14 protein-coding genes, 1 tRNA gene and 1 other annotated feature are annotated in these 12,951 nt (G+C 43.8%); of the genes, 14 read left to right on the plus strand and 1 reads right to left on the minus strand.

Going from position 1 to position 12,951, the window contains the following annotated elements; translation table 11 throughout:
* Window positions 1-264 precede the first annotated feature (264 nt).
* Window positions 265-338: transfer RNA gene (locus FEFB_RS04985), tRNA-Arg, on the minus strand.
* A 172-nt stretch (window positions 339-510) separates the two neighbouring features.
* On the opposite strand from FEFB_RS04985, the gene FEFB_RS04990 reads away from it, so the two are divergent.
* From FEFB_RS04990 to FEFB_RS05055, 14 genes are all read left to right on the plus strand, one after another.
* Window positions 511-837 (plus strand): multidrug efflux SMR transporter, encoded by a 327-nt coding sequence (locus FEFB_RS04990; protein ID WP_047975139.1) that lies wholly within the window; start codon window positions 511-513, stop codon window positions 835-837.
* A 42-nt stretch (window positions 838-879) separates the two neighbouring features.
* Entirely contained in the window at window positions 880-1,644 is a 765-nt protein-coding gene (pnuC, locus tag FEFB_RS04995) for a nicotinamide riboside transporter PnuC (RefSeq protein WP_047975140.1), read from the plus strand.
* Between the two features lie 171 nt (window positions 1,645-1,815).
* Window positions 1,816-2,388 carry a TetR/AcrR family transcriptional regulator gene (locus FEFB_RS05000; protein WP_047975141.1) on the plus strand — a complete coding sequence of 191 codons (573 nt, stop codon included), beginning with the start codon at window positions 1,816-1,818 and terminating at the stop codon, window positions 2,386-2,388.
* Between the two features lie 140 nt (window positions 2,389-2,528).
* Window positions 2,529-2,604: a sequence feature (ribosomal protein L21 leader region), on the plus strand.
* 13 nt (window positions 2,605-2,617) lie between these two features.
* Window positions 2,618-2,917, plus strand: a complete 300-nt coding sequence (rplU, locus tag FEFB_RS05005; RefSeq protein ID WP_047975142.1) for a 50S ribosomal protein L21 — start codon at window positions 2,618-2,620, stop codon at window positions 2,915-2,917.
* 27 nt (window positions 2,918-2,944) lie between these two features.
* Complete coding sequence (gene rpmA, locus FEFB_RS05010; RefSeq protein ID WP_047975143.1) at window positions 2,945-3,259, plus strand: 50S ribosomal protein L27; 315 nt, start codon at window positions 2,945-2,947, stop codon at window positions 3,257-3,259.
* A 180-nt stretch (window positions 3,260-3,439) separates the two neighbouring features.
* Complete coding sequence (locus tag FEFB_RS05015; protein WP_047975144.1) at window positions 3,440-4,534, plus strand: Xaa-Pro peptidase family protein; 1,095 nt, start codon at window positions 3,440-3,442, stop codon at window positions 4,532-4,534.
* A gap of 231 nt (window positions 4,535-4,765) precedes the next feature.
* A complete protein-coding gene (locus FEFB_RS05020; RefSeq protein WP_047975145.1) occupies window positions 4,766-6,103 on the plus strand; it encodes a bifunctional UDP-sugar hydrolase/5'-nucleotidase in 1,338 nt (445 codons plus the stop codon).
* Window positions 6,104-6,135: 32 nt separating this feature from the next.
* Window positions 6,136-7,194: a YutD family protein gene (locus tag FEFB_RS09200; RefSeq protein ID WP_082131917.1), complete on the plus strand. Its 1,059-nt coding sequence runs from the start codon at window positions 6,136-6,138 to the stop codon at window positions 7,192-7,194.
* Between the two features lie 124 nt (window positions 7,195-7,318).
* Window positions 7,319-7,879, plus strand: a complete 561-nt coding sequence (locus FEFB_RS05030) for a biotin transporter BioY (protein WP_161795093.1) — start codon at window positions 7,319-7,321, stop codon at window positions 7,877-7,879.
* A gap of 68 nt (window positions 7,880-7,947) precedes the next feature.
* Window positions 7,948-8,979 (plus strand): biotin--[acetyl-CoA-carboxylase] ligase, encoded by a 1,032-nt coding sequence (locus FEFB_RS05035; protein WP_047975147.1) that lies wholly within the window; start codon window positions 7,948-7,950, stop codon window positions 8,977-8,979.
* A gap of 17 nt (window positions 8,980-8,996) precedes the next feature.
* Window positions 8,997-9,596 carry a non-canonical purine NTP pyrophosphatase gene (locus tag FEFB_RS05040; RefSeq protein WP_047975148.1) on the plus strand — a complete coding sequence of 200 codons (600 nt, stop codon included), beginning with the start codon at window positions 8,997-8,999 and terminating at the stop codon, window positions 9,594-9,596.
* Between the two features lie 239 nt (window positions 9,597-9,835).
* Window positions 9,836-10,861, plus strand: coding sequence for a tRNA-dihydrouridine synthase (locus FEFB_RS05045; RefSeq protein WP_047975149.1), 1,026 nt, complete (start codon window positions 9,836-9,838; stop codon window positions 10,859-10,861).
* Window positions 10,862-11,266: 405 nt separating this feature from the next.
* Window positions 11,267-11,344, plus strand: a complete 78-nt coding sequence (locus tag FEFB_RS08895) for a putative holin-like toxin (protein ID WP_235271966.1) — start codon at window positions 11,267-11,269, stop codon at window positions 11,342-11,344.
* Between the two features lie 357 nt (window positions 11,345-11,701).
* On the plus strand, window positions 11,702-12,838 hold the full coding sequence (locus FEFB_RS05055) for a cation:proton antiporter (protein ID WP_047975151.1): 1,137 nt from the start codon (window positions 11,702-11,704) through the stop codon (window positions 12,836-12,838).
* The last annotated feature ends 113 nt before the right edge of the window (window positions 12,839-12,951 follow it).

A 12,951-nucleotide genomic window follows, 5' to 3' on the forward strand; every position in this document is an offset into this window, starting at 1 on the left:
GGATTCTTCACTCAAAGTTGGACCATATTATTCACGAAGACCAACCAAATAATTTGGAAATCCAAAAGATGCAAATGAAGTTGTTGGACGAGATTAGCAAGCAATTATCGTCCTTGCAAGCTAAATAAAAAAAGCCCTTCGGGGCGTACATAAAATAATAAAAAACACCCTAGTCTCGCGATTGAGATTGGGGTGTTTTTTTATGCCTTGTCGTGTGGAAGTCGTGCAGACGACCTGCAAACATTGATATATCAACGTGTTTCATGCACTGAGGGGGAGTCGAACCCTCGACCTGCCGGGTAGAAACCGGCTGCTCTATCCAGCTGAGCTACCAGTGCAAATAACAAAAATCTAACACTATTAAGAATAGCAAAAAAGAGGCAAAATTACTATTAGAATTTTGCTAGGCGGAAAAAGAGAAAGTTCGTTCGCTGATTGTTACAGGGAAATCCTTGTTATCTAGAGGCTCATCACTGATAATTGTGGGTACAGACATAAAAGGAGATAGAAATGTTAACTTATTTTTATTTGGCCGTGGCCATTATCGCCGAAACGACTGGTACGACTTTGATTGGCAGTACGGCTGGTTTTACAAAATTGTTACCGACAATTTTGACTCTTAGCTGCTATGCCCTATCCTTCTACCTTTTGGCGCTTGTCGCCAAATCGATGCCCGTTTACCTCGCTTATGCAATCTGGTCTGCAAGTGGTATACTAGTTGTCACGTGCTTAAGTGTTGTCTTGTTCAACGTACATTTGAACTGGCAAACAATCGTTGGCCTGACCTTTTTGGTCCTAGGGGTGGTTTTGGTTAACATCTTTGGCAACGTACATTAAAATGTTCGGGGAAGACTTTCCCTGAGCCGTTGGAGGAGTTTTATGAGTAACGAACAATCGACGTCTGGTTATACATGGCAGGACGTAAAGACGAACATGAAACAGATTTTCACCTGGTCTTATTATAAAGAGGGGTTTTCTGGTTGGGATAAGCAATCTTACATCTGGTTGGCAATTGGTCTAGTAGTCATTTTGGCTACCGGTTTCCCACATGGTTTGGAAACTTTATCGATTTTGTCTATGATTGGTGGAGCAATCGGTTTCGCTTGTACTTTGGCTATTACGGCCAACAAGCGAATTAACGGCTTGCTTGGTTTTATCTCAGCAATTCTGATTTCTATTGTCGCTTTTCACTCAAAAAACTACTCTGATATCGTGATGCAGATGGTTTATGTGGTGTCATTGGATTTGAATTTCATGTTCTTCGGTAATGCTTGGCAAAACCGGAAAATTAAGGCGATGAATACGAACGGCTGGCTGTTGGCCTTGGTAACGTTCGTAGTGGCGTTCTTCTTGCTTTTCATGATGGATACACACTTGCTGATTTCTCCACGGCCATGGCTTGATGCCTTCTCTGCTGCGATTGGTGTAACAGGGGCTGGATTAACTATTGCCAAGTTCCACTCACAGTATTGGATGTGGACGTTGCAAGGCTTAATGTCAGTGACTCTTTGGGGCGTAACGGCATTGCAGGGGGACGCTAACTGGGTCTTGTTTGCAACTTATATCCTTTATTTAGGAAACGATGTGATTGGCCTGTTCTTCTCGCCATGGTCACGAGCTACTAAGGCAGCTGATGCTAAATAAGGCTTGGTAGCTGTCATATTTTTACCAACACAAAAGGCCGATAATTGTCGTTTAGGACAATTATTCGACCTTTTGTGTTAATTTACTTGATATTTAAGTCAATTTAATTCTTTGTTGTTATAATCAAGACAAGTTGAATCGCTTTATCCTTTTAAAGATTGGAGAAGTTACATGACTAAGAAGTTAACGGATGCTCGTGTCTTACGTTCAAGGCAGGTTCTTCGTTCAGCAGCGATTGAATTATTATCAAGAACAGATCGTTTCTCAATTGCCGAATTACTGTTGAAGGGTCGCGTGACTCGTGGAACCTTTTACCGACACTATAATAATAAGGCGGACTTGATCAATGATGTCAATCGGGAACTTATTCGTCAGTTTACGGAAAAGACTGAAGGAAAGTTTCGTGTACGTGAAGTGTTGGAAGTTATTTCGGAGCAAGGAATATTCTATAATGCCGTTTTGAATAACGGTCAGGATAAGTCTTTAATGGTTGATTTAATGGCTGCGCTACGCGAACAACGTGATCGGGCCTTGGCTGATGTAAGTGATGAAAGATTAAAGAAACACTTGATTTATCAATGGGAAATCATTGTCGCTGGTTTTTGGGCTTGTGTGTCTTTGTGGCTACAAGATTCGATGGCGCTGACCTATGATGAAATTCTCGAAGAATTTCGTGAAATTTGGCGGGTAACGATGACGAGGACGAAAAAGACGGGATTATTACTTTTTGATTTTGACGTTTAGTTGCTAATGATGCAAAATTAAATAAATCTAAATTAGTGGAAGAACATTGGAATTATTGCTTCGATTATGCGTTAAAACGGCTAAAAATAAAGATTTCCTTGATAAAACCAGGGAACTTTGATAAACTTAATTAGTTGTTAGCGCAGCTACAACCACACATCTCAGGTTCAAGAAGCTAGCGATAGCCGCCTCGAGATGGTGAGTCTAAGTATAAAAGGAGAATTCAATAATGGCCTACGCAATTATTGTTACTGGCGGCAAGCAATACAAAGTCGCTGAAGGCGATACCATCTTTGTTGAAAAGTTGGACGCACAAGAAGGGGACAAGGTTGTTTTCGACCAAGTCGTCTTGACTGACTCAAAGATCGGTACCCCATTTGTTGATGGTGCTAAGGTTTCTGGAACTGTTGAAAAGCAAGGGAAGGAAAAGAAGGTTGTTACTTTCAAGTACCGTCCTAAGAAGCATTCCCACACAAAGCAGGGACACCGCCAACCATATACACGCGTGAAGATTGATTCCATCGCGTAATCATCACTGTTAAAGGAGAATAGACTTATGTTGATGAATCAAGATAACTTGCAACTCTTTGCCCACCACAAGGGGGGTGGATCATCTGCCAACGGTCGTGACTCAGCTGGTCGTCGTTTAGGTACGAAGGTTGCTGATGGACAAGCCTTGACTGCTGGTTCAATCATTTACCGCCAACGTGGAACGCACATCTACCCAGGTCAAAACGTTAAAAAGGGTGGCGATGACACACTTTTTGCTTTGACTGACGGTGTTGTTAAGTTCGAACGCAAGGGTCGCGACAAGCGCCAAGTTTCCGTTTATACTCGGGAAGAATACAATCAGTTACTTGCTAACGCCTAACTAATTGGGAAAAACAGCTTTGGCTGTTTTTTTTTGCCCAAATTTTTGCATTATTTGGTTTTTTGAAACATTGGACGAGCATTTTGTATTTCTTAAAATAAAATGAGAACTTTCTTTTAGAGAGCTTCGAAATTATGGTACAATAACCGCAAGATATATTAAAATTTGGAGGGTCATACCGTGGGATTTTATGAAGAACGTTTGAACAAGTTTCAAAAGCTGTTGAAGAAGTTGGACTTGCAGGGAATGATTATTTCTAATGCCTCGAACTTGAACTACCTGATTGGTTTTGGTGGGGTTCCTGGTGATGGTGTCTTGGTTGTATCATTGGCTGATGCCGCTTTCATCACGGATGCTCGTTACGAAAACGAGTATGTTGGTACGTTACCACAGGGTGTTTCACTAAAGGTTACGCGTCAATACTATGAAAAGGCTGTGGAAATTGTTCGCGAGTTTGGAATTGAAAAGCTGGGCTTCGAATCTGATTTGCCATACGCTTTCTATGAAGAATTGGACGATTTGTTGCCGGCTAACGTTAGCTTTGACGCCGTTCCTGGCGCAGTTGAAGCGTTGCGTGAAACAAAGGATGACCAAGAAGCTGATGCTTTGCGTAAGGCTGCTCAAGCATCAATTAAGGCCTTCAATGCTTTGTTGAAGGAAGTTAAGGTTGGGATGACTGAAAAGGAAGTTGCCAACCGCTTGGATGTCTTGCAAAAGGAGTTTGGGGCGGAAAAGCCTTCCTTTGAAACGATTGTCGCTTCTGGCTACCGTTCAGCGATGCCACACGGAATGGCCAGTGATAAGAAGTTGGAAGCTGGTGAATTGGTTACTGTTGACTTTGGTTACTACGTTGATGGCTACACATCTGACGTTACTCGGACGTTTGCCTTGGGCGAAGTTGATCCTGAATTGAAGAAGATTTATGAAATCGTCAAGGAAGCCAACGAAAACACGATTGATGTTTTGAAGGCTGGTATTTCAGCTTCTGAAGTTGACCGCGTTGCCCGTGACTTTATCACGGAAAAGGGTTACGGTGAAGAATTCCAACACTCAACTGGCCACGGCGCTGGTTTGGATATCCACGAAGGTCCATATCTTTCATCACGGTCAAGTGATGAAGTTCAGGTTGGTAACCTTTTGACGGTTGAACCTGGAATTTATTTGGCCGGCAAGGGTGGTGTCCGGATTGAAGACGATGTCTTGATTACAAAAGATGGCCATGAAGTCTTGACTGCTGATTTGCCAAAGGACTTGATTGTTTTACCAGTTGACTAATTTGTATAAGTGATTTCAATAAAGACCGAACTCGGATGTGTTCGGCCTTTTTAATTTTGGAAAATAACTTAGTGATTTAATTTAACTAGGTAATGAGATTTATTTAATTTTTATCACAGAAGGCGTATTGCGATTCGACGATTTAGACCTTATTTTTTGTGGATACTTTTTTGATAAAAGCTTTCTGAAAAACGTCCTTTAATGATAAGATAAGATGAACGGGGGTAAGCTATGGAAGCCATACAATTACGACACACCAATGATTTGCATTCGCACTTTGAGGCATGGCCACGCATACGTCGCTTTTTGCTAGCTGAAAAGACTGCGGATACAACTTTTAACTTCGATATTGGTGATGCTATTGACCGCTTCCATCCGCTAACCGACGCTACTTTGGGCAAGGCGAATGTCGACTTGATGAATGCTGCTCACTATGACGCTGTTACGATTGGTAATAATGAAGGTTTGGGCATGGCCCATGCTGATTTGAATCATTTATACGATCAAGCAAATTATCCGGTGATTCTGGCGAACTTGAAGGAATTGCCAGGGGAAAATCAGCCTGCCTGGGTAGAACCTTACAAGATATTGACCACTAACAATCAGACGAAGGTGGCCATTATTGGTTTGACGGCTCCCTATCAAATGACTTACCGGTCATTGGACTGGCAACCGCTACCGGTTGAAGACGTTTTGGACGACTTGGTGCCAAAACTGAGAAAAGAGGCTGACTTGGTGATCTTGCTTTCGCACTTGGGATTACCAACCGACCGTGATTTGGCTGAAAAATACGATTTAGACGTGATTATTGGGGCACATACGCACCATGTTTTGCCTGATGGTGAAATGGATCACGGTACGTTGTTGGCGGCTGCTGGACGTTATGGCGACCATACTGGCCAAATTGATTTGGTTGTAGACGACCAGCATCATGTGGTTTCGAAACAGGCACGAGCCATTCCGCTCGGTGAATTAGCAACCGAAGCTGGTGATTTAGCCGAAATTCAGGCTCTTCATGATCGAGGGGCAGAGCTGGAAGAAGAAAAGAAAATTGTTCATTTTAACCAGGAACAAACAGTTTCTGATCAGGGACAGGCCTGTTTGGCTGCCTTGAAGGAGACGACGGGATTGCCCGTTGCCTTTTGTTCTTCTGGCCTGTTCTTACAGGATTTGCCGGAAGGAACGGATACGGCTGAAGACTTCCTAGAATCCATGCCACATGCGATTCACCCAATGGTGACGACTTTAACTGGGGCGGAATTGATGGCCTTGACCGCTGAGTTTCAAGAGCGGCGCACTGATTTGGTCAATCAAAAGATGAAGGGATCTGGTTTCCGCGGTAAGGTCTTTGGCCACCTATTGATTGATGGCCTTGACCGTGATGATGACGGCCAATTGCGGTATGCGGGTCGGGTAGTTGAACCGGAAAAAGCTTATCAAATTGCAACCTTGGACCATTATCGCTGGATTAACTTTTTTCAAGTGTTGGATGAGGCGCCCGCTAAAATCAATCAAAAAATTTTTCTGCGAGAATTACTCGCACAATATTATCAAAAACATGCCCAGTAGATTGAAGAGCTACTAGTGGCTGAAGAGGAATTATGAACCACGAAAGTCTTAAAGAACGGACAATTACCCAACAAGCTGAGCGTGAAAAAGAATTTCAGGTCAGCGTTTTTGGGGATGAAATTACTATTGATGGGTTGAAGTTGACTTTGCAGGAAAACTTCAAGGATGCCTTTGATGCGAGCAAATTAGCAATCCGCTATACGCCACTTTTAAAGCAGTATGACTACATTGTTGGTGACATTTCGGCAGACCAATTGCGCTTGCGCGGTTTTTACCAAGAAGACCGGGAGGTGACTGCTGACCAAAAAATCAGTGCTTTGGCTGATTATCTGTATGAATATGTTAATTTCGGTGCCCCTTACTTCGTCTTATCGAATGCTGCTCCGGCCTTCCGTCCTGTTAGGGTTCATGATTTCTTAGCCGACTGGGAGGCTGCGAACCCTAAAAAACCGGCACGCAAGCCATCAAGTCCAAAGAAACCCACTAATGGCCGTAAAACTGCTAAGGTTTCCAGTGGTCGCAACCAACGCCCAAGCAACAGGGGTGGACAGGATAGTGACCAAAGAAAGAATAGCAGTGGTTCGGCTAAGCGTGGTCAAAACGGAAACGGCTCAAGGCGGAATAATAATCAACATCGCTTTAAAAAGATTGAGCGGAATACCAATGAGGCGGTTCAAGAATCATCTAATCAGAAGCAGGGGGGAGAAACTGCTAGTCAAGACTTGGCTAAGAAGGAGTCGAAAGATAATAACCGTCACCGCAATCAACAGCAGAAGGCCAAGCAGGCTGGTGGACCAAGACGCAAGCGTCAAGGAACGAAAGGCGGTCAAGGTAGTGGTCAACTCCAAAAGTCTAAGATTCCAGGTCAAAATCGTCAGGATGGATTCAACCAGAAGAATACTCACCAAGGTCAAAGTGCCAAGGCGGGCCAGGCTGGTAAGAATTCAAAGTTGCAACGGGCAAAGCAAGGCAATAACATTTCAGCTAATTCGGCAAAGCAAACTTCCGTCCCTTCAAAGGGTAAAAACACACAATCTCGGGCAAAATCAGCCAATAATAAGCGTTCCTTTACGATTAAGGAACGACAATAATAAGTATAAAACCAGTAATCGATTACGATTACTGGTTTTATTTTGACAATCGAAGTATTTCTTGTTAATATTTTAGTTACCCATTCAAAATAAATAGGGTTACTAAACAAAGAGGAGCATGTTGATGACAACAACATCACGTTTACAAGACTTAACGAAAGGCGCTGTTTTTGTTGCGTTATTAATGGTTTTTGCAATGATTCCAGGAATTCCGCTAGGCTTCCTACCGGTACCAATCGTACTCCAGAACTTAGCCGTTATGCTGGTGGTCCTTATCTTAGGGCCAAAACGAGGAACGATGGTAATGACCGTTTTCTTGCTTTTGGCAGCGATCGGTTTGCCTGTCCTTTCCGGTGGTCGAGGTGGTTTAGCCGTCTTGACTGGTCCAACAGCTGGTTATATCTGGGCTTGGTTGCTTTTCCCGGCCGTTTACTGGGGTTTGAATCGATTGGTTTTTGGTCATCGAAACTTAGCCAAACCGGCTTGGTGGCAGAGTGTTATTTTACTAATCATCGTTGATTTGATTTTGGACTTTGGCATGGGAGCCGCTTGGCTGCACTTCAACCAGGGGCTTGGCTTCTGGTCTGCCTACTGGGTAAACATGGTCTTTGTACCTGGTGATTTACTGAAAATTGCTCTAGCAGTCTTTTTAGATCAGGCTCTTTGGCAGGCGAATCAGCATTAAGGTTTTAGTGGTTGCGGTGTGGCTGCTTTGCGGCCGTACTAGTCGGTGACGATTGGAAGGAAGACTTGATGAAGAAACAGGAACTCAGTACCAAAAATCGAGTTTTAGCTATTTTATTAACGCAACCTGGTGTTTATTTTTCTGGCGACAGCTTGGCCCAGTCCTTGGATTTATCACGTGAATCAATCTGGAAGGCCGTGCGGTCGTTAAAGGCTGACGGCCATCAAATTGCGAGTCGCAAGAAGGCTGGCTATGCTTACTTACGCAGTCAGCAAGTGGATGCTTTCGTGCTAAATCAGTGGCTGCATTTTTTGGGTTCTGATTTGGCTGAAAATCAGCAGACAATGGTGCAAGTTTTTGAACAAATTGGTTCTACCCAGGCCTATGCTAAGGACATGGTTGCCAAGCAGCCGTTGATAAGACCGGCCTTGTTGGTTGCTAGAGAGCAAAGTGGTGGCTATGGTCGCCAGGGTAGAACGTTTTATTCGCCAAAGGACCGCGGGTTATACGTTTCGTTAGCAATGCCTGTACCGGTTGGCACACAATTAGCACCGAGTCTCTTAACGACATCGGCCGCTGTTGCTCTAGTTCAGGGACTGCAAACTTTTTTCCCGGCCGCTCCCTTTCAACTAAAATGGGTCAATGACCTGATTTTACATGACCATAAAATTGGTGGCGTGATTACGGAGGGGATTTTTGACTTTGAGAGCCAACAATATTCGGCTGTGATCCTTGGCTTTGCCATTAACCTAATGCCAGGTGCTTTTCCAGATGGACTCGAGTCCAAGGCGGGGACAGTACTGGCAGATGGTGAAGCTGATTTGGACTTAAATGTGATTTTGGCTCAATTGATTGTTAACCTCATAAAAATGACGGATACCTACCAAAGCGGTGCGTATCTGCCGGCGTATCGAGAGCTTTCCTTATTGATTGGTCACACTATAACTGTTAAGGTTGGTACAGATGAAAAAACTGGGATAGTCACCGGTATTAGCGACCAGGGTGGTTTAATCATGGTCGAGGATGCTACGGGTCAACAGCAGACGCTTTATGCGGGTGAGGTGACCAAGGTTAAACTCCTGGAAAACTTAAATTTGTAGGAAAGAGAACTGCCGACATGGACTTTGTATTTGCTTCGAATAATTCTGCTAAGACTAAGGAAATGGCCGTTTTGGCTCAAGAAATGGGTCATAGCGTGACCAATTATCGAGATATTTTGGGAAAGGAATTGGCTTTTCCGGAGGAAACGACCGATTCACAGTTAGAGAATGCAAAGGCCAAAGCAACTTTTATTCACCAGTATTTACCGGATGATTGGATTTTAGCCGATGACACGGGTCTGTACTTGCAGGCTTTTCCCGACCGTTTTGGCGTGACCTCTTCGCGTGAATTTAAGAGCTTGAATGTGATTGGTAAGGAAGCCGAGATTAACTATATTTTGAGCCTTTATGATCAAGGGCAGGATCGGTCGGCCTACCTTTTGGCTGTTTTGGCCGCCTGCAGCCCGGCCGGTCAACTGTATACTGGTGCCGGCAAGGGTGGCGTTAAGATTGCTACGGAGGCACGACGTGGGGACTTAATTGGCGGATTGGATGACATTATGGAGGCCGAAAATGGTCTGACTTTGTCCGAAATGACCATGTCCGAATTAGTTACCTATCACGACCGTGCCCGAGCTTTGGCTCAGGTTTTACAGGAAATTAAAACGGCAGAATAACCGAACTCTTTTTAAAAATCAGAAAGTAACACTGGACCGATTGCCACTGTGTTGATACGAACGATGAAATTTGATGAACAAGTTTCGGGAGTCATATCTATGGTGGTGTCGGTTTTTTCTTTTGGTAGATTTCGTGGAAGATTTTCATTGAAGACCTCGATTTTTGAAAAAGACAGCTAATCATGCTAAAATAGTAAGGTTGATTTTACTGGGCTTTTAAAAAGCCGAAAGGAGGGCTTATGACAACTGCTAAGAGTGCATTTTGGCAAAAGATTGTAGATGAAGCCAAAGATGAAAACGGGAACAAGCGACCATTCTTTTCAATGGCACCAATGGAAGCGGTCACGGATACAATTTTCCGTCGCGTGGTTGCCAAAGCTGGTGGGCCGGATGTGTATTATACGGAGTTCACGAACGCTGCATCAATGATTCACCCTGAGGCAAAGTTTTCCGTTCAGGGTCGGTTAGCGGTTGCTCCGGGCGAAAAAATGCCGATTGCTCAAATCTGGGGATCAAAGCCAGAAGTGATTGCTGGAGCAGCCAAGTTGCTTCCTGAAATGGGTTATCAGGCCGTTGATTTAAACATGGGTTGCCCAGATGGCACAGTTATCAAGAACGATGCCGGCTCTGATTTGATTCGCCATCCGGACCGAGCTAAGGCACTAATCGCTGCAGCCAAGGAAAGTGGTTTGCCCGTATCTGTGAAGACGCGGTTAGGCTTTTATAAAGTCGAAGAGTACCACGACTGGTTGACGATGATTTTCGAACAGGACGTTCAAGTGCTGACGATTCATTTGCGAACTCGGAAGGAAATGTCAAAGGTTGAGGCTCACTTCGAGTTGATTGATGACATTATTGCCATGCGTGATCGGTTGGCACCGGATACACTTCTCCAAATCAATGGGGATGTCAAGGACTACGAGCACGGTTTGGCTTTGGCAGCCGAACATCCTGGTATTGATGGGGTGATGATTGGCCGTGGCGTCTTAAACGACCCATACGCCTTTGAACCAGGCCATCAGGACCACACTTTGGCAGAATCAATCGCTCTTTTGGAATTGCAATTGGATTTGTTTGATGAAGTGAATAAGACGGCTTCTATCAAGAACTTTGAAGCATTGAAGCGTTACTTTAAGATTTACCTGAGGGGCTTCCCTCATGCTTCTCAGTTGCGCCAATTGCTGATGGAAACTCACGCAACCGATCAAGTGCGGGCTTTATTGGCAGAACACGTTGGTGACCTTTTGCAGACTCCTGCACGTTAAGGGATATCATCATTGTGATTGGTTAAGCCGCGATGAGATAAGCCAACAAATTAAGACGTATTATTTGAATAAGTAAAAAGGATTGATACCCCGTATTTTCTCGGTATCAGTCCTTTTAAGTTGCTTTTAAATTATGGTAGTGAATTCATTTTTAATGAACTCATTAGGTGTGGTAAATCGGTGCCTTTTTATTTTTGCATGGTATTGAATAAATCGGTAATAAATGTCTAAAAACAGCTTTATATCAATGTTTTCGAGGGTTTTATGCTATAGTATTTGTATAGCAAACAAGCGTGGATGGTGGCTATCCTTTTTCAAAGGAGGTGGTGCGTATGGTGTTAAAACCAACAATCACATTCTAAGAAAGGAGATGCCAGGGTGTCGGTGACGATTGCCTTACAATTAATGCTGGCTTTCGGAACTTTTGTTCTGATATTGCTGGGATTAGTGATTGAGCTTATTAAATTAAGCCAAAAAAAATAACCATCACAGGCTTTGACGAGCTGATGGTTATTTATAACTAATCAGATAGCCACCGTTTTACGGGTTTGCTAGAAAGCGTTGTAGTTGTAGCTACAGCGCTTTTTCCACAACACCATTATAACACCAAGATGTTCGAGTGCCAACAGGACGGTTGGAATGTTTGTTAAAATGCACATGGACGTTGTGAACGATTTGAATTTTCGTTTTAATTAATGCTACAATGGCAGTATTGAATAAAAAACTTTGGTTGAGGTCATACTCAAGGCGGAGCCTAACGGGGGAGTTAGGTTTACTTGGAGTGGGCCTTTTTTCTTTGCTCATTTCAAGCTGACTAGGCTATAAATGTGGAGGAAGAAAATGACGATTTGGACATTTGGATTGATTTTGTTTGGGGCTTTGATGATGTCTTGGCTAGCGGAGCGCTTGCGACTGCCGACTGTTGTTGGTCAAATTGGTGCGGGGATTATTTTGGGACCAGCAGGTTTTCATCTGCTGTCTGCTAATCATAGCTTAGCCACATGGGCAGAGGTCGGAGTTTTGCTCTTAATGTTTTTGGCCGGCATTGAATCTGATCTTGGATTGTTAAAGCGCCATGCCCGACAGGCGGTAACGGTTGCTCTAGCCGGGGTGGTAACGCCCTTTGTGGTCTTTTTGGTACTGGGACTGACCTTGGGGATGACCGATGAAAAATCTCTTTTTTGGGCGGTGCTGTTCTCGGCCACATCCGTTTCAATTACGGCGCAAATTTTGACTGAGTATCATCAGGTCAAATCAGACGCCGGAGCGACCATCTTGGGAGCAGCCGTTTTAGATGACATTTTGGCAATTTTGATGTGGACGGTCTACCAGACGGTCTTTGGAATTGGCGAAAAGATTCAGCGCCCCTTATGGTTCACCATTTTATTGATGGTCATGTTTTTGCTTGTGTTAGTTTCAGTTTTGCTTTACGTATTGCCAAAAATTTTGCCAGCAATCGGTCGCTTGTCGCTACCGGGGGCTGTTCTGAATTTTGCACTGGTAATCGTTTTACTCAGTGCAACCTTGTCAGAGAAAATTGGACTTTCGGGAGCCATCGTGGCCTTTGTTGTCGGCGTGCTCTTTTCTCGGCAGAAATCAGCCGCGGCGATTGAATACGGCGTCACTTTAGTTGGTCAAACCGTCTTTATTCCGATTTTCTTTGTTAATATCGGGTTAAAGGTTACACTCGTTGGCCAGTTAGCTAATCTGCCGTTGATTGCGATTTTGACAATTTTCGCGATTTTGACGAAGTTCTTTGGGGCCTACTTTGGAGCTCGGCTAGTCAAGGTGCCGGTTGGCGATGCTCGGGTTGTCGGTGTTGGGATGGTCTCACGTGGTGAGATGGCCATTGTGATTGCTGATTTGGCACTGTCAGCTCATGCGTTGAGTTCGGGTCATTATGCGATGTTGACGATCGTCATTTTGTTAACGACAATTTTCACGCCAATCGCCTTAAAACCATTATTAAGAAAATAAGTGGACTGATAACTTGAATAACCATTGGTTTATGGGACGTGAAATCAGCGAAAATGAAATAAGTTAACTGATAGGAAATGTTTTGTTCCTTTTCAGGAGCATGTAACTAAAAA

Source organism: Fructobacillus sp. EFB-N1, from assembly GCF_001038455.1.
In the GTDB taxonomy this organism is placed as follows: Bacteria; Bacillota; Bacilli; order Lactobacillales; family Lactobacillaceae; genus Fructobacillus; species Fructobacillus cardui.

What these genes read in the sequence shown, in the direction of transcription:
- FEFB_RS05035 (WP_047975147.1), top strand. Translation starts at nt 7,948, where the DNA reads ATGAAGAAACAGGAACTCAGTACCAAAAATCGAGTTTTAGCTATTTTA.
- FEFB_RS09200 (WP_082131917.1), top strand. Translation starts at nt 6,136, where the DNA reads ATGAACCACGAAAGTCTTAAAGAACGGACAATTACCCAACAAGCTGAG.
- FEFB_RS05030 (WP_161795093.1), top strand. Translation starts at nt 7,319, where the DNA reads ATGACAACAACATCACGTTTACAAGACTTAACGAAAGGCGCTGTTTTT.
- FEFB_RS05020 (WP_047975145.1), top strand. Translation starts at nt 4,766, where the DNA reads ATGGAAGCCATACAATTACGACACACCAATGATTTGCATTCGCACTTT.
- FEFB_RS05055 (WP_047975151.1), top strand. Translation starts at nt 11,702, where the DNA reads ATGACGATTTGGACATTTGGATTGATTTTGTTTGGGGCTTTGATGATG.
- FEFB_RS05045 (WP_047975149.1), top strand. Translation starts at nt 9,836, where the DNA reads ATGACAACTGCTAAGAGTGCATTTTGGCAAAAGATTGTAGATGAAGCC.
- rpmA (WP_047975143.1), top strand. Translation starts at nt 2,945, where the DNA reads ATGTTGATGAATCAAGATAACTTGCAACTCTTTGCCCACCACAAGGGG.
- FEFB_RS05000 (WP_047975141.1), top strand. Translation starts at nt 1,816, where the DNA reads ATGACTAAGAAGTTAACGGATGCTCGTGTCTTACGTTCAAGGCAGGTT.
- pnuC (WP_047975140.1), top strand. Translation starts at nt 880, where the DNA reads ATGAGTAACGAACAATCGACGTCTGGTTATACATGGCAGGACGTAAAG.
- FEFB_RS04990 (WP_047975139.1), top strand. Translation starts at nt 511, where the DNA reads ATGTTAACTTATTTTTATTTGGCCGTGGCCATTATCGCCGAAACGACT.
- FEFB_RS05040 (WP_047975148.1), top strand. Translation starts at nt 8,997, where the DNA reads ATGGACTTTGTATTTGCTTCGAATAATTCTGCTAAGACTAAGGAAATG.
- rplU (WP_047975142.1), top strand. Translation starts at nt 2,618, where the DNA reads ATGGCCTACGCAATTATTGTTACTGGCGGCAAGCAATACAAAGTCGCT.
- FEFB_RS08895 (WP_235271966.1), top strand. Translation starts at nt 11,267, where the DNA reads ATGCTGGCTTTCGGAACTTTTGTTCTGATATTGCTGGGATTAGTGATT.